The 15,857-nt window shown below is 59.7% G+C and carries 15 protein-coding genes; 7 read left to right on the forward strand and 8 right to left on the reverse strand.

What is annotated here, in order from left to right; all coding sequences use genetic code 11:
* Nucleotides 1–161: 161 nt before the first annotated feature.
* Together AC05QJ_RS18970 and AC05QJ_RS18975 are read right to left on the reverse strand one after the other, a co-directional pair.
* Nucleotides 162–536, reverse strand: a complete 375-nt coding sequence (locus AC05QJ_RS18970; RefSeq protein ID WP_476742826.1) for a DUF1294 domain-containing protein — start codon at nucleotides 534–536, stop codon at nucleotides 162–164.
* On the reverse strand, nucleotides 536–1,366 hold the full coding sequence (locus AC05QJ_RS18975) for an undecaprenyl-diphosphate phosphatase (protein WP_476742827.1): 831 nt from the start codon (nucleotides 1,364–1,366) through the stop codon (nucleotides 536–538). The genes AC05QJ_RS18970 and AC05QJ_RS18975 overlap by 1 nt, the downstream gene beginning before the upstream one ends.
* A 306-nt stretch (nucleotides 1,367–1,672) precedes the next feature.
* Between AC05QJ_RS18975 and AC05QJ_RS18980 the strand changes: the two genes are divergently transcribed.
* Entirely contained in the window at nucleotides 1,673–3,307 is a 1,635-nt protein-coding gene (locus AC05QJ_RS18980; protein ID WP_476742828.1) for a methyl-accepting chemotaxis protein, read from the forward strand.
* Nucleotides 3,308–3,355: 48 nt separating this feature from the next.
* On the opposite strand, the gene AC05QJ_RS18985 is transcribed toward AC05QJ_RS18980, so the two are convergent.
* The 6 genes from AC05QJ_RS18985 to AC05QJ_RS19010 all read right to left on the reverse strand — a co-directional run bounded on the left by AC05QJ_RS18985 (nucleotide 3,356) and on the right by AC05QJ_RS19010 (nucleotide 11,399).
* Nucleotides 3,356–4,219, reverse strand: a complete 864-nt coding sequence (locus AC05QJ_RS18985; protein ID WP_476742829.1) for a hypothetical protein — start codon at nucleotides 4,217–4,219, stop codon at nucleotides 3,356–3,358.
* 35 nt (nucleotides 4,220–4,254) lie between these two features.
* A complete protein-coding gene (locus tag AC05QJ_RS18990) occupies nucleotides 4,255–5,133 on the reverse strand; it encodes a hypothetical protein (RefSeq protein WP_476742830.1) in 879 nt (292 codons plus the stop codon).
* A 42-nt stretch (nucleotides 5,134–5,175) separates the two neighbouring features.
* Nucleotides 5,176–6,039, reverse strand: coding sequence for a hypothetical protein (locus tag AC05QJ_RS18995; protein ID WP_476742831.1), 864 nt, complete (start codon nucleotides 6,037–6,039; stop codon nucleotides 5,176–5,178).
* Nucleotides 6,040–6,139: 100 nt separating this feature from the next.
* A complete protein-coding gene (locus tag AC05QJ_RS19000) occupies nucleotides 6,140–7,222 on the reverse strand; it encodes a hypothetical protein (RefSeq protein ID WP_476742832.1) in 1,083 nt (360 codons plus the stop codon).
* A 35-nt stretch (nucleotides 7,223–7,257) separates the two neighbouring features.
* Nucleotides 7,258–8,685 (reverse strand): DUF2599 domain-containing protein, encoded by a 1,428-nt coding sequence (locus AC05QJ_RS19005; RefSeq protein ID WP_476742833.1) that lies wholly within the window; start codon nucleotides 8,683–8,685, stop codon nucleotides 7,258–7,260.
* Nucleotides 8,686–9,653: 968 nt separating this feature from the next.
* Nucleotides 9,654–11,399 (reverse strand): DUF2599 domain-containing protein, encoded by a 1,746-nt coding sequence (locus tag AC05QJ_RS19010; RefSeq protein WP_476742834.1) that lies wholly within the window; start codon nucleotides 11,397–11,399, stop codon nucleotides 9,654–9,656.
* 212 nt (nucleotides 11,400–11,611) lie between these two features.
* Here AC05QJ_RS19010 and pnuC point away from each other — a divergent pair, with 212 nt between their 5' ends.
* The 6 genes from pnuC (at nucleotide 11,612) to AC05QJ_RS19040 (ending at nucleotide 15,856) form a co-directional block, all read left to right on the forward strand.
* Nucleotides 11,612–12,178 carry a nicotinamide riboside transporter PnuC gene (gene pnuC / locus AC05QJ_RS19015; protein ID WP_476742835.1) on the forward strand — a complete coding sequence of 189 codons (567 nt, stop codon included), beginning with the start codon at nucleotides 11,612–11,614 and terminating at the stop codon, nucleotides 12,176–12,178.
* Complete coding sequence (locus AC05QJ_RS19020; RefSeq protein WP_476747964.1) at nucleotides 12,175–12,726, forward strand: AAA family ATPase; 552 nt, start codon at nucleotides 12,175–12,177, stop codon at nucleotides 12,724–12,726. The genes pnuC and AC05QJ_RS19020 overlap by 4 nt, the downstream gene beginning before the upstream one ends.
* A 296-nt stretch (nucleotides 12,727–13,022) precedes the next feature.
* Nucleotides 13,023–13,484 (forward strand): hypothetical protein, encoded by a 462-nt coding sequence (locus tag AC05QJ_RS19025; RefSeq protein WP_476742836.1) that lies wholly within the window; start codon nucleotides 13,023–13,025, stop codon nucleotides 13,482–13,484.
* 1 nt (nucleotide 13,485) lies between these two features.
* Nucleotides 13,486–14,058, forward strand: a complete 573-nt coding sequence (locus AC05QJ_RS19030; protein WP_476742837.1) for an adhesin — start codon at nucleotides 13,486–13,488, stop codon at nucleotides 14,056–14,058.
* A 56-nt stretch (nucleotides 14,059–14,114) separates the two neighbouring features.
* Nucleotides 14,115–15,107 (forward strand): heme utilization protein, encoded by a 993-nt coding sequence (locus AC05QJ_RS19035; RefSeq protein WP_476742838.1) that lies wholly within the window; start codon nucleotides 14,115–14,117, stop codon nucleotides 15,105–15,107.
* Between the two features lie 59 nt (nucleotides 15,108–15,166).
* Entirely contained in the window at nucleotides 15,167–15,856 is a 690-nt protein-coding gene (locus AC05QJ_RS19040; protein WP_476742839.1) for a C39 family peptidase, read from the forward strand.
* The last annotated feature ends 1 nt before the right edge of the window (nucleotide 15,857 follow it).

The following is a 15,857-nucleotide window of genomic DNA, read 5'->3' on the forward strand; positions in this document are numbered from 1 at the left end:
CCGCCGCGAAGGGCCGCAACGCGGCCCCAAACCCGGTATCCCGGGCGTATCAGTCAGACCGGGGATTCAGGCTTTACGACGGTTTCGCCGCCGATCGCGGCGGTCCGGCGCCCCGACACCCCCCCACAAGGCCCTCATCCGGCCCCGGAATCAGCAAGGCTCTAAAGAATGTGCCGCCACTGCCCCAGAAACAGCACATCCAGCCACACCACCTGGTGCACCAGCACGATCAGCCAGAACACCCCCTGATAGGACAACTTGCGCGTCTTGTGCCTCCAGACCTGCTGCGCCACCAGCGCCCCAGGCCAGCCGCCGAGCAGTTCGCTCAGGTGCAACACCTTTTCCGGAACACGCTGGCCCCGCACCAGGGCCTGGCGCTTGTCATGCCAGTACAGCCCGGCACAGATCAGGCTCGCAACGAGATAGAACAGCGCCGGCAGCCAGCTGCCCTCGAGCAGTCCCGTTTTCAGGGCGCCACCGAGGGGCAGCAGGCAGAGCGCGGCAAACGCCAGTAGCTTGAGCCGTGGATACTGCATCAGCCGTGGGCCACCGACCAGTCGACCACACCGAAGGCCCAGGTACCGAGGATCACCAGGCCGAAGGCGATGCGATACCAGGCAAAGGCCGCGTAGCTGTGGCTGGCGATGAACTTGAGCAGGCCGCGCACGGCGATCATGGCGAAGATGAACGACACCACGAAGCCGATGGCAAAGACCATGAAGTCGCCCGGCTGGAACAGCTCACGGTACTTGTAGCCCGAGTACACCGCAGCGCCGACCATGGTCGGCATGGCCAGGAAGAACGAGAATTCCGTGGCCGCCTTGCGCGACAGACCGAACAGCAGGCCGCCGATGATGGTCGAGCCGGAACGTGAAGTGCCGGGAATCATGGCCAGGCATTGGGCGCAGCCGATCTTCAAGGCATCGATCCAGCGCATCTCGTCCACTTCATCAACCCGGATCACATGCTCGCGACGCTCGGCCCAGAGCATGATCACGCCCCCCACCACCAAGGCCGCAGCCACGGTGACCGGATTGAACAGGTACTCGTGGATCAGATCGGCGAAGGCAACACCCAGCACCACGGCAGGCAGGAAGGCGATCAGCAGGTTGACGGTGAACCGCTGGGCCTGACGCTGCTTCGGCAAGCCCACCACCACGTCGAGAATCTTGCGGCGGAATTCCCACACCACCGCGAGGATTGCCCCAAGCTGGATGATGATGTTAAAGGCCATGGCCCGTTCACCACCGAAATCGAGCAGGTCGGCCACGATGATCTGGTGGCCGGTGCTGGAGATCGGCAAAAACTCTGTCAGACCCTCGACAATGCCGAGAATCACTGCCTGCATGGCGGTCCAAAAATCCATCATTCCCCCGTAGGGCGATGCTCGCGGCACGCCCCGTTGTAGTTTTTCGTTGTCTGTTTCAGATGTGCATCAAGGCTCCAGGCACGCCCTGCGGACGAGCGACGACAAAAATGCCGCGCCACTCGTCACGCCCCCTTCAGAAATCGCGCACCGGGGCCGAAATCCTATCAGACCCGCCGGTTTTGTGACGTCGGCGTCTGCGCAATGGATCCACCGAATCAATCACTTATCCATTGGTCGAGTAGGTGGAAGCGGTAAAGCGTGCTTGGATGCTCGTGACAATAACAATAACTCGAGATGACCTTCATGAAGACTTTACGCAGTATGTCGATCAGCCGGCGCCTGTGGCTCATCCTGGTGCTGGCGGTGGCGATGCTGGTGACCCTCGGGTTGCTGATGCTCAACCAGATCCATGGCGACCTGTACCGGGCCAAGGCCGAGAAAACCCGGCATGTGGTGGAAACCGCCGCAGGCCTGCTCAGCTATTACCAGGGCCTAGAAGCCGCTGGCACGCTGAGCCGCGAGGCCGCGCAGCAACAGGCCATCGCCGCCGTACGCGGGCTGCGGTACGACCAGAACGACTATTTCTGGATCAACGACCTGGGACCGAAGATGGTCATGCACCCGGCCAACCCCAAGCTCGAAGGCCAGGACCTCTCCGCCATCCGCGACCCCGATGGTTTCGCCCTGTTCAACGAGATGGTCAGCCTGGCCAGGAGCAAGGGTGCCGGTGCCATCGATTACCGCTGGCCCAAGCCCGGCGCCAGCGAGCCGGTGGAAAAGACTTCCTATATCCAGCTGTTCAAGCCGTGGGGCTGGGTCATCGGCTCGGGTGTCTACGTCGACGACGTGCAGGCCGAGTTCCTCCGCCAGTTGCGCGACGCCTCGCTGCTCGGCGCCGGTATCGCCCTGGTCCTGGCCCTGCTGGTCATGCTGATCTCGCGCAGCATCGTCCGCCCACTGGACGACGCGGTCAGCGCCATGGCCACCATCGCCAGCGGCGAAGCCGACCTCACCCGCCGCCTCGACACCCATGGCAACGATGAACTCACCCGCCTGGGCGAGCACTTCAACAGCTTCACCGGACAATTGCAGCAGGTGGTCAGCCGTCTGCTGCAGGCCGCCCACGAACTGGGCCATTCGGCCGGTGAAGTGGGCAGCACCGCCGTGCAGGCGCAGCAGCACAGCGACCAGCAGTCGCAGCAGATGGAACAGGTCGCCACGGCGATCAACGAAGTCACCTACGCCGTGCAGGACGTGGCGAAGAACGCCGAACAGGCCTCCAGCGAAACCAGCCTGGCCCAGGACCGGGCACGCCAGGGCCAGCAGAGTATCCAGCGCAGCCTGGCGAAGATTGACGAACTGTCGGCCACCATCGATCAGGCCGTGCATGTGATCGAGGCGCTGGCCGGGCAAAGTACCCGGATCGGCAGTGTGCTGGAGGTGATCCGCGCCATTGCCGAACAGACCAACCTGCTGGCCCTCAATGCCGCCATCGAGGCCGCCCGGGCTGGCGAGCAAGGACGCGGCTTTGCCGTGGTCGCCGACGAAGTGCGATTGCTGGCCCAGCGCACCCAGCAATCCACCGCCGAGATCCAGGCCATGATCGAACACCTGCAAGGTCAGTCGGAGGCGGCGGTCAAGGCCATCGATGCGAGCAGCCAGGCGTCGCGGGCCACCGTGGAACAGGCCAGCGAGGCCGGCAGCAGCCTGGATGCCATCAGCCAGGCCCTGCACAACCTCACCGCCCTGAACGCGTCCATCGCCAGCGCCACCTTGCAGCAGTCCCATGTGGTGGAAGACATCAACCGCAGCGTCACCGAAACGGCCGAACTGTCGCGCCAGACGGCAGTGGCCGCGCAGCAGTCAAGCCATTCCGGGCATTCACTCAATCGGTTGAGCGCACAATTGGAGCAGGTGCTGGGGCAGTTCCGTATCTAACTCCTGCTCCTGACGAGTGCTGCAACCCGGCTCGACAGTCCCGGGCATTCAGGTCGGATTACATTTGAATGTCGCGGGAATGGCAGCAGAATACGGAAAGTTGATCCAGACAATATTCTTGTCTTTGTTCACGACCCTCTTGTAGTCGGCCTGGTTCAACCGAGCATCGACGCAAGACGCATCATCCATGCAGAAGAATGCCAACACCGACTGGGTGTTGGTTTCAGCGGGGTGATAGAAACGCAGCTCCGTTGGAAAGCGCCTGGCCAGGACTTTGTGCTGAATGGATTTTCTGGCTTCCAGGAATTGCCGGGCCGCCGTGACACGGTCGTGGCCGCGCTTCATGTTGAAAGTACAAACCAGTGCGAGATCACGCTCAGCCAGTCGATACTGTCCAAGTTCCCAGTCTGCTCCCGTGGCCCCGATAGTGTCACAGGATCTCTCATCCATCGGTGTAGACAGGGAATCACCACAGCCTCTTTCCGTTCGACCCTCACCCTTGAAGACGACAGGAGAAATGCAGGCAATGTGTGATTTAGGCTCATCCGCTGGAACATAGTCCACCGGATTCAGGATATAGCCGGAGAGGTGCACGGTTTCGGGAACAAGGAAGTTCACATCGGCTCGCATCCAGTAGGCCGACGTCGTCCCTAGCTCTGCCTCCGAGGGGCTGGGATTCCATATATGCCAAGCGTTTTTAGCCGGTCGTGCGGCCCCCCTGATGATCAAGCCCGAACAATCGGTGAGCGGGTCCGGCGAACCGTCCGGATTGCGGCACTCGTCCACTATTTTGTTATAAAGCGATTCAACTTTCTTCAGCGTTTCAGCACAGCTTTCTGCCTGCGCCAGGCTTGACTGAAAAGCAAATGGAAGCATCAGTACAAAAGCGATCTTATCAACATGACGTTTCATCGTTAAGTCCTCTGCCACTATCGTTACACCGCCACTCACACTTTTTCCGCAAAACATTTGAATGTCGCGGGCTGATCAGGAGTACCCGGAAAATTGATCCAGATAATATTCTTGTCTTTTTTCACGATTTTCTTGTATTCCTCCCGATTTGCTAAAGAACCGAGGCAAGACGAATGATCCGTGCAGAAGAATGCCAGCACCGACTGGGTGTTGGTTTCCGTGGGGTGATAGAAACGCAGTTCCGTTGGCCTGCGCTTGGCCAGGAACGTGTCCTGAATGGATCGCCTGGCTTCCACGAACTCCTGGGCCGCCGTGACACGATCGTGGCCGCGCTTCATGTTGAACGTACAAACCCGTGCGACATCAGCCTCAGCCAGTCGAGCCTGTCCAAATTTCCAGGTTGCTCCCGTGGCCCCGATGGTGTCGCAGGATTTCTCTTGATCCGGTGTAGACGGGGAGTCACCACAGCCTCTTTCCGCTCGTTCATCACCGTTGAAGACGACAGGAGAAATGCAGGCAATATGTGATTTAGGCTCGCCTTCAGGAACATGGTCCACCGGCGTAAGAATATACCCGGAGCGGTAATCGAATCCTAAAGTTGGGAAGTTGACGTCTGCTCGCATCCAGTAGGCCGACGTTGTACCTAACCTTGATTCTATGTCGGTGGGATTCCATATATACCAAGCGCCTTCAAGCCCAGTTGGAGGACGATCAAGCGCTCTGATGATCAGCCCGGAACAATCTGTGAGCGGGTCCGGAGAACCGTCCGGATTGCGGCACTCGCCTACTATGTTGTTATAAAGAAAATCAACTTTCTTCATGGTTTCAGCGCAGCTTTCCGCCTGCGCCAGGCTTGACTGAAAAGCAAATGAAAGCATCAGTACAAACGCGATTTTATCAATATTCCGTTTCATCGCTTGATCCTCTTGCCACTATTGTCATACCGCTGCGCACACTCATACCGGAGAACAGGTAAATCTCGCGGGCCGGGTAGGAAAATCGGGAAATTCGATCAAGATTACGTCCTTGTCCTTGTTCACGACTTTCTTGTATTCATCCCTGATCAACAGAGCCTCACGGCAAGACGCATTATCCGCGCAGAAGAATGCCAACACCGACTGGGTGTTGGCTTCGGTGGGGTGATAGAAACGAAGTTCCGTTGGCCACCTCCAGGTAGAATCGACATTCTGAATGGATTTTCTGGCCAGCACGAAATCTTTGGCCGCTGCCACACGATCGTGACCGCGCTTCATGTAAAAAGCACACGTATTGTTAACATCAAGCAGGGCCCGGGGAAATTCTTTGACTACCCAGTTTGCTCCGTTCACGCCGATAGCGTCACAGGATTTTTCTTGAGCCGGTGTAGACAGGGAATCACCACAGCCTCTGTCATCGCGACGATCACTGAGGAAGGGGCCAGGAGCAATACAGGCAATGTGTGATTTAGGTTCATTCGCTGGAACATCGTCCACCGGAGTCAGAATATAGCCGGAGCGGTGCGCGGCGTCGGGAGTGAGGAAGTTCACGTCAGCTCGCATCCAGTAGGCCGAAGTTGTCCCCAGCTCTGCCTCCGAGGGGCTGGGATTCCATATATTCAAAGCGTTTTTATTCGGTCGTTCCACCCCTCTGATGATCAATCCCGAACAATCGGTGAGCGGGTCGGGAGAGCCATCGGGATTGCGACACTCGTCCACCAGATTGCTATAGAGTGAATTAATTTTCTTCATTGTTTCAGCACAGTTCGCTGCCTGCGCCAGGCTCGACTGAAAAATAAATGGAAATATCAACACAAACGCGATTTTCTCAACATTCTGTTTCATCGTTAACTCCTCGCTACGCTATAGCCATACTGCTGGAATCGGCGTAAAAACGGCCATGAGGTCAAAGCTGACGTCGTAATTGAAAAAACAAAACCTGCTTTTATTTTTTTACCTCATCTGTCATCGCACGGTATTCCGAGTGCATCTTTTGCAGCTCGTTCTCCGCGTCAAAAACTGCGTCGAAATCAGCGTTGCGCTGCGCCTCAAGTTTCTTTTCCGTAATTTTTTTGTATATACGCATGTAATAACTATCGACATCCACCCCATTCAAACCATCCGTTGCCTCATCACAAGAGAACGTCGCCGTCTTTCCTTGAACATCGGGAAATTTTATTTTTATTATATTTCTAACGAAGCCTGTCAATTCGAAATATTCAATTCGATTTAACACCGCATCCGCACAAGCGGCATCGTTCGTGCAGAAAAAGGCCAATATCGACTGGGTATTGGGTTCCTTGGGGTGATAGAAACGCAGTTCGGTCTGCGACTCGTAAGCAGAATATGTGGTTTCTATGGAATTTCTTGCCTTGAGGAAGTTCTCGGCAGCCTTGACCTTGTCGTAGCCTTCCTTCATATAGAAGGTGCACAGCTTCTGTCCCCTCCGGGAAAGGTTTGCAAACGAATCGCCAAACGGATGGAATTTCTTTCGGTACCAGTTTTCACCATCTATCTTTTCTGCCTGGCAGGACTGCTCCACTTGATCTGTTGATTCTTTGTTGTCACCACACCCTTGGTCATTTCGAAAATCACTCCAGAAGTCCAATGGGCTGATGCAGGCGATTTCAGATTTTGGCTCGCCCTTTGGCACAAGGCTGACAGGCGTGACGATAAAGCCGCCTCTATGCTCGACGCCTGGCGACTCATAGTTGACGTCCTTGCGCATCCACGAGGCAGCGGAAGTGCCGAGCTCCTGGCCTCTGGGGCTCGGGTTCCATATGTACCAACTGCCCGCCGGTTGAGGCGGACTGCTGGCCTCGGGCCGTTTGGCGCCCCTGATGATCAGACCGGAACAATCCGTGAGGGGACCTGTGCCTTCACTGCCTTCGCATTTTGTCACCAGGTTGTTGTAGAGCCTGTTGATGACTTCCAGGGTTTTTGCACACATCGGCACTTCCGCTCGCGCCGACTGGATGACCAAACCGAGTATCAGTACCGGAGCCATACACTTTATTTTGATATCCATGATTTCGCCCTCTCGCCAGACATCCGCTCGCTAGCCTATTTACCCTTGTCCGCCGGTCCGGGGTTGCAGGGCGATGACAGATTCAGCATCGCCTCATGGCTGACATAAGGGCGCACGGGCTCAAGGTTCCATTCGGCTTTTTTCCGCGCGTTGCTGTTGGCGAGATGGCACACGAACTGCCGGCGCATCGATCCGAAGTTGTCAGCATATTGCCGCCACTGCGGGTCATTGCTGTGCTTGTTGTACAGCTCGGCGTACATGCGATCGGTCTCGTCCGGCCCGATGGCGCGGCCGCAGTCCGTGGGCGTGATGCTGAGCGACCAGATGCCTGCGCCCAGAACAGGGTCGTCGCGCTGGATCCATTTGCTTTCCTTGATGCACGGCTTGCAGCGCTTCGCATCGTCCTGTGCCTGCGCGGCGGTCGCCGCTGCGACAGCAGACTGGGCTTGTGCCAGTTGCGCGGCCAGGGCTGCCTGGGTGGCCTGGTCGATCGGCTTGGGACTCACTGCGAACCCGGGACTGGGCGACCTGCCCGCCCTGCAGAAGCCTGGCGTCGACACACTGGCCGGCGGTCGCATCTGGTTGGGCGCACAGGAGAACGTCGCGACGCCGCCGGGTGTCCTGGGAAAGTCGATAGCGATCACCGGCCGGAACTGACCGGTCCTGGCCAGGTAGTCACGCTGATTGGCCAGCGCATCGGCGAGGCCGTGGGGGCCCTCGGTGAAAAATGCCAGCACCGGCATCTGGTCGTTACCGGGGTTGGAGACCCTGACCTCGGTCTGCATCATGAACTCACGGTTGTTGACCAGCCGCCGAGACTCCAAAAACGTCTTGAACGCCGCCGCACGCCCGGCCTGGCCGCGCCCCCTGGCCATATCGAAGCCACATTGAGCCTGGTAGGGATAAGGTCCCCAGACACCATTGGCCGGCTGGTTCGCGAGGAACTGGGCGAGCCATTTCGCGCCGGTGGTAATGCCGGTGTCCTGGCAGAAGCCCTCCACTTTCGAGGTCTGGTTATTGTCGAAGCAGCCACGGTCGTTGCGGTAGTCGGTCCAGCCGTCGGAGGTAAAGGCACACTGCAGGTGCGCGCCCTGCTGCCCTTGGCACAGGTAATCGAAAGGCGTGGTAATGAAACCGTTGGTGGCATCCATGCCAGGGTCATCGAAGTTGATGTCCTTGCGCAGGTAGGAAAATGCGATGCTGCCGATCCTCAGTGCGTTCGGGCTGGGGTTCCAGACATCGAAGGCCTGGCCTTTCGCCGGATCGGCGCGATGCGTTCCCCGGATCAACAGTCCCGAACAGTCAGAGGCGGTGTCACCGTCGGGACAGATGTCCACGGTGCGGTTGTACAGCTCCTGGACCACACTCAGTGTGGCTTCGCAGGTCTCGGCCTTAGCCGATGGAAGCGCCGACAGCACGGAAAGCGAAACAAGCGCGGTCAGGGTATTGGCTGCAATCTTCATGTCAGCGCCTCCTTGGACGATGAAGTTAAAGATTCATGTCGTGCGTTCGGCGCGAATACGACCCAAAACCACCACCGCCCGGCTACTAATCTGCCAAGGCGAAGCCTTTTGCGAAACTGACAAAAATATCAGGTCGGTCGGGAGAACTCGGGTGAAAACGGTTCCTCACCGAATCTCTGAAAAGATCAATTTTGCGTGATTATCCATAATTTTCGGAGACGTTGCCGGCCCGTTCCGCCCTTACGGCGGCTTACTTTTGTCTTGTCAAAAGTAAGCAAAACCGCCCGCTCCCAACATCCGGCCCTACGCTTCGCTACGGGTCCCCTCCCTCCGGCACCTTTCGGGGCCAGCGCGGCCTACGATTTGCTTCGCAAATCTCCATCTCGCGTCTTCGGCTATCGCCGAAGGGTGCTTACGCACCCGGCCCCTACAGGCACCTCCACTCGGCCGGCTGAAGTCGCAATTGGCGGCGTCTGAACTGACGCGCATGAAGAGCAAAAGCCAGAGCAAAAGCTCTGGCTCTTTGGGGCGCCTATCAAAATCAGATCCAAATCTCGAAGATCCGTCCGTGAGAGCGCCGCCCGTAACCTGCGACTTCAGGAGGCCGAGTGGAGGTGTTCGGAAGGGGCTGGGGCGCAGCCCCCTTCGGCGTAGCCGAAGAGCGCGAGTCGTAGACTTGGCGAAGCAAGTCGTAGGCCGCGCGGCCCCTGGAGGACACCGGAGCGAGGGGACCCGGAGCGAAGCGTAGGGCCGTATGTGGGAGCCAGCGGTTTTGGTTCCTTTTTCCAAGAAAAAAGGGACCCGCCGTAAAGGCGGAACGGGCCGCCAACATCGCCGAAAATAACGGATATGCTCACAAAATCAACAACCACAACCCCAAGAATCGCCCCCAAACCTGCATAAAAAGCCCAAAAAAACTGCCGATACCCAAACGAGTATCGGCAGCCCACCTCGTCAACCCCCTTCAATCACTTGAAATTGCAATGCGCAGCCTCAGCCTGCGCCGCACTCACACCGTTCGGGCGGATCGACTCGATATTCCAGGTCGGTTTCTCCCGGTACATCTTCATCAGGCAAACAGTCTGGCGCCGCATCGAATCATCCTTGGCGCCCCAGTACTCCGCGCCCTTCGGATCAGCTGCCAGCGCCTTCTTCTTGATCTCGGCCATCATCTTCGCGTTCTGGTCCGGACCGATGTTACGGCCACAGTCGGTAGGCGTGACTTCCAGCGACATCACCTGCTGGCTGCCATATTCGGGGAACTGGCGCCTCACCCACTTGACCGAACTGACGTACTGCGTGCACTGCGCCGAACCGCCAGGCCCCCAACCCCCGCCAATCTTGTTGTCGGTCAGCGGCGGGTTGCACTTGGCTTCCAGCGACTGTTCGTGGGAGACGTAGGAGCGAATGGGCTCCAGGTTGTATTCCTGCTTGTACCTGACCGACGAGCCGTTCTCCTCCACCAACGAGATATGGCAAACGTACTGACGGCGCAGGGTGGCGTCCCGGTCGCCCCATTTTTTCGCCCCACCCGGCACGGAGGTGGCTTTCTGTTTCATTTCCTCCATCGCCGCGTCAGTCTGGTCCGCACCGATTTCACGCCCGCACGCGGACGGCGTGACCGACACCGAATCGACATGCTGGTTGAGGTAGGCGTCCCAACGGTTGATCCACACCACCGAATCGAAGTAACGGGAGCATTTCTTGGGATCGTCCCCCAGGCCCCAGCCTCCGGCTGCCAGCTCCGTTGCGTTGCCGCCTGGCTCAGGTACCGGTGCAGGTCCTGGGGTCGGCCCTGCTTCGCAGGAGAACGTCGCCTGGCTGTTCTTGTCCCGCGGGAACTGGATCTGGATCACCGGGACATCGACGCCTTTCAATTTTTTGTATTCGTCGCGATTCTTCAGGGCATCCTCACGCCCGGCCGGGTCGGTGTAGTAGAACGCCCAGGGCACTGACTCGTTGCTGGGCGGGTTGGTGTAGCGCACTTCCGTGTAGGAGCCGAACGCCGTGTCCTGGTTCGCCACGTTCTGCATGGCCTTGCGGGCATCGAGGAACTGCTTGAACGCCTCGGCACTCTTGGCGCCATCGGTGGTTCTCAGGTCGAAGGCACAACTGGTGCCACCGATCAGCTCGCTCTGCGAGTACTTGTAGGGTTCGAAATACTTGTCCACCCAGTTCTGACCATTCACGCCCAGCGAGTCACAGGTAGTCTCGACACCCGGGGTTTTCTGGTTGTCGCCGCAGCCCTTGTCCGCCCGTTCGAACGCCCAGGCGTCGGCAGGGAAGGCGCAGTCGATATAGGAACGGTCCGCCTGGTTGGCAACCAGCCAGGGCGGCATGAGCAGGAAACCGTCATTGAAGTTGGTCCACACGTCGCCTTTGACATGAACGTCCGCGAAGACCACGTCCTTGCGCAGGTAGGTTGCCGCAATGTTCCCTTGCTCACGGGATTTGGGGCTCGTTTGCCAGACGTAGTAGTCACCCGCCTTGCCTCCGGTATGCTCGGGACGCTTGGTCCCCCTGGCGATGAGGCCGGAACAGTTGTAGGCCGCCTGGGCCTCGCCGCTGTCCCCCGGACAGTTGTCCACGGTCTTGTTGTAGAACGCCTGGATCTGCTGCAGCGTCTCTTCGCAACCCGCCGCCTGGGCCACCGCCACCTGCGTCAGGAACGGCACGGCCATCAGTAGCGTCCAACCATCAGTGCATCTTTTCATTGTCTTATCTCCTGAAACTGCCATGGCAGCTCGACAAGGGTCCGACGCAACTACGACTCAACAGCCACTACGACGCCGCCCCGACAATCTGACGGCAAATGCGACGCAGCGAAACTGACAAAAATGTCAGGTCGGTCCCCGGCAATCGCTGCCATGGACAAACCTTCACAGGTACAATCCCCACCCCTTTTTCCCGCGTTGAAGGAGTGCCGATGTCCGGCCTCGAATGGTTCGCTGCCGCCCTCGGCGCCCTCTCCGTCTGGCTCACGGTCAAGCAGAATCCCTGGTGCTGGCCCATCGGCCTGGCCATGGTGCTGCTCTACACCTGGGTATTCCATGACGCCCGCCTGTATTCGCAAATGCTCCTGCAAGGCGTCTATGCCGTGCTGCAACTCTACGGCTGGTGGCAGTGGACCCGGCCGGACAGCGTGCGCGAAGCGCGCAAGGTCAGCCTGCTGACGCCAGCGCAGGTCAACCTCGGCCTGTTCATCGGGCTGGTAACGAGCGTGGCAGTCGGTGCGGCCATGAGCACCTGGACGGACGCCGAACAACCCTGGGTCGATGCCGGCATCACCGGTTTCAGCCTGGTGGCGCAAGGATGGATGGCGCAAAAGCGAGTGCAATGCTGGGCGTTGTGGATCGCCATCGATGTCATCTGCGTGGGCTTGTTCCTGCATCAGGGCCTGTACCTGACCGCCGGCCTCTACGGGCTGTTCACCCTGATGGCGATCCAGGGGCTGCGCGAATGGCGCCGCGACCCGGCGTTGGTGGCCGCATGAAGGTGCTGGTGCTCACAGGCCCGGAATCCAGTGGCAAGAGCTGGCTCGGCGCGGAGATCCAGGCGCATTTCGTCGGCGAGCTGGTAGGCGAATACGTTCGCCACTTCATTGACGAACAGCAGCGCGACACCTGCTACGCCGATATCCCGGCCATCGCCCGTGGCCAACTGGCCTGGGAAGACGCCGCGCGCCGGCGCCAACCGCCGCTGTTGATCCTCGACACCCACCTGTTGAGCAACATCCTCTGGAGCCGCACGCTGTTCGGCGACTGCCCGGACTGGCTCGAACCTGCGCTGCTGGAGCGGCATTACGATCTGCACCTGCTGCTCAGCCCCGAGGGTGTGCCGTGGATCGGCGACGGGCAGCGCTGCCAGCCGGAGCTGACCGAACGCCGGGCCTTCTTCGAGTCCAGTCGGCAGTGGTTGCAACGGCACTCGCTGACAACCCAGGTGATCGACGGTGACTGGCCCAGCCGCCGCGCCAGGGTCCTGACTCTCGTGCAAGCGTTGCTGGACGGAAAACCCGCGGCCTGCGCCACCGAGTGTTAAACCACTGATACACCCCGGCCCGTGCCGACCCCCACCCCAGAGCCTGCCAGACCACCGACCGGCCGACTGTCTCGGCGCTGATACAGTCTGGCCGGAGCCCCGATTGGCGGGCATCCCGTTCCTGGCGGCGGCCCGACGGCCGCTGCGTTGTCTCAGCGGCGTTACAGGCAACGCGAAGCGCTCGCGACATTTCCCCGCAACTCGTTGATTTCCTGAACAAAACAAAAAGCGGCACAGCTTCTGCTCTTTCTCTCGCAACGCTGAAGGGCCAGCGCTCAGAAGAAGGAACCGCCGCCGTGGGGAATCACAACAATAATCTGCTCCGCCTTGTGGTCATCGGATATGCACTCAGTGCTTCCTTCATCGCTTCGCTGCCTGCCCAAGCCGAGGGCAACGGCGTGGTGGTACTGACCCGAGACGTCAAAACCCGCAACGCCTTCCGCAACGACCGCCCTGATCCCAATCCGCTCACCGTCAACACCAACGAATCCTCCCGCATCACTGCCCAGACCAGCAACGAACTGAGTGACGGCGACTTCGCCACCGTCGCCAGCGGCGCGACCCTGGTCAACCGGGTGATGGTGCCGGACGCCAGCGGCGGCTCCCGCGTGGTGAATTCGGTACCGAGCAGCCTGCCGGGCCTTGGCAACAGCACCGGCGGTGGCGGCAGCGGCGCAACCGGCAGCATCTCCAATACCGTGAACGCAGGCATCCAGCGCGGCATGGCACCGCTGCAGATCCTCACCGGAGGCAAATGAGATGAAGGCCTCCCTGCTGTTCATCGCCCTGTTCTGCACGGGTAGTGCCCTGGCCGCCTCGCCAGTGGTGGATAACGCCAACATCGACGCCAGCGCCCAGCACTACAAGGGCAACCTGTCGGTCAACCAGGCCGCTGGCGACCAGCAGCAACAGAACAACAGTCGCGCCATTGCCATCGGCCACGACGCCGATGCAACGACCCGGATCATCCAGCGCATGGACACGGCACCGAGCCGCGCCATCGACGCCAGCACCAGCATCGGCGGCAACTCGTTCAGCAACGGCAGCGGCGTGCTGGGCATCAATCAGTCGGCCGGCGCCGGCACGCAACAGGCCAACGCGGTGCGCATCAGCATCAGCGCCATACCGCAAAGCATCGATGACAGCGTCCTGCTCCAGCAGAACGTGGCGCTGTCCAACAGCTCCGATTCAACCCACAACGCCCCCGGCAGTCGCCAGGTCAACACGAGTGACCAGGCCTTCACCGGCAGCCGTGGCGTAGTGCAGTTGAACCAGAGCGCCGGGGTGGGGAACCAGATGGGCAACACCCTGAGCGTACGGGTCGCTGACTGACCCGAAACCTGCAACACAACACTTAACAATCAAAACGATAAATGCGGAGAAACACCATGAAACCTAAAATGGCACTCAAGCCTCTGGTATTCGCACTCGCAGCGGTCATGGCAGTTGCTGCACAAGCGGGCGGACGTGACGACCATGGCGGCGGTCGCGGCCACCACAACGATCACGACAATACCCAATCCCTGTTGCTGTCCCTGCTGATCAACGCCGGCGCCGCCGCCACGGTGATCGACACCCAGACCAACAGCGGCAACTGGGTGAAAAACGAAGCCACTCGCAACGATGCCAAGATGGACAACTCGGCCAATGGCTCGCAGGGCAACCTGGGCGCCAACACCGCGGCCGGTGATGGCAACCAACAAGACAACGTCGCTGCAATCGCCACCGCCGACGAGAGCTTCATCTTCGGCAGCGCCATGGCCATCTCCAGCGCTACCCAGAACAACATGGGCAACCATGTCAAGAACTACTCGACTCGCAACACTGCTACGCTCAACAGCTCGGCCAACGGCAGCTCCGGCAACATCGGGGTAAACGTCACCGCCGGCGACTTCAACCAACAGAAAAACAACCTGGCCATCGCCGTGTCCGGCGGCCGCGTCGCCGCGGCCAGCGCAGCTGCCAACCAGACCACCAATGGCCTGAACGTCAGCAACGAAGCCGATCGCACCTACGACACCAAGACCCTGCACGCAAGCTTCGCTGCCTACGGCAAATACGAAGGCAATGGTTGGGGTTACGTAGAAGACGAAAGCAGCAATGGCCATGGCAACGGTCACGGCAACGACCGTGGCGGCCGTACCGACAAAGATCCGCTGAAGTTCCACGAAGAAGGCGACTTCGCGCTGTTCGGCGTAGCCTCCTACCAAGTGCTGACCCCAAGCGGCTGGGTCAACCCTGTGACCAACACCGCTTCGCTGACCAACTCGCTGAACGGCGTGTCGGGCAACGTCGGTGCCAACGTCTCGGCGGGCTCTGGCAACCAACAAAGCAACTCGCTGTCCATCGCCGCAGGCTGCCGTGCCTGCACTGGCATGTAACAGCCTTGATCGGGGCCCTTCGGGGCCCCTTTCCTTGAATTCAATGGATGGGGAAGCTCATGCGCGCGCTCCTGCTGGCAACGCTGGTCGCACTGGGTAGTCAGGTCGGATCGGTACAGGCCGCGCAAATGGCGGTCGTTGCCTTGCCTGGCGGTACCACGATCTACAAGCCGGTGCAGAGCATCCGCGAACGTCGCTTCGCCAACCTGGTCCAGCAAAAGACCGACTTCAGTTGCGGCGCCGCCGCACTGGGCACCATCCTCAAGCAGGCCTACTGGCTCGACGTGGATGAAGCCCACATCATCGAAGGCATGCTCGCCCACTCCGATCAGGATACCGTCCGGGTGCAGGGCTTCTCCATGCTCGACATGAAACGCTACGTGGAAAGCCTCGGCATGCGTGCCCGCGGCTACCGCATCCCGGCAGACAGCCTGAAAAGCGTCAGCGTGCCGGTGGTGGTGCTGATGGACATCCGCGGCTACAAGCACTTCGTGGTCATGCAACGGGCCGACGACAACTGGGTCTACGTCGGCGACCCGGTACTGGGAAACAAACGCTACAAGTTCGACGACTTCGTCAAAGGCTGGAACGGCATCATCTTCGCCGTCATCGGCGCCGGCTACGACAAGGGCAACGCCCTGCTCGAACCGCCACTGCCGCTGACCGCCAAGAACCGCATCAACAACTTCCAGCCGATCGACGATGCGCAGTTGATGGAGTTCGGATTCATCCAGAGCGATTTCTTCTAAC

The sequence above is a fragment of the Pseudomonas sp. TUM25319 genome, from assembly GCF_056388475.1.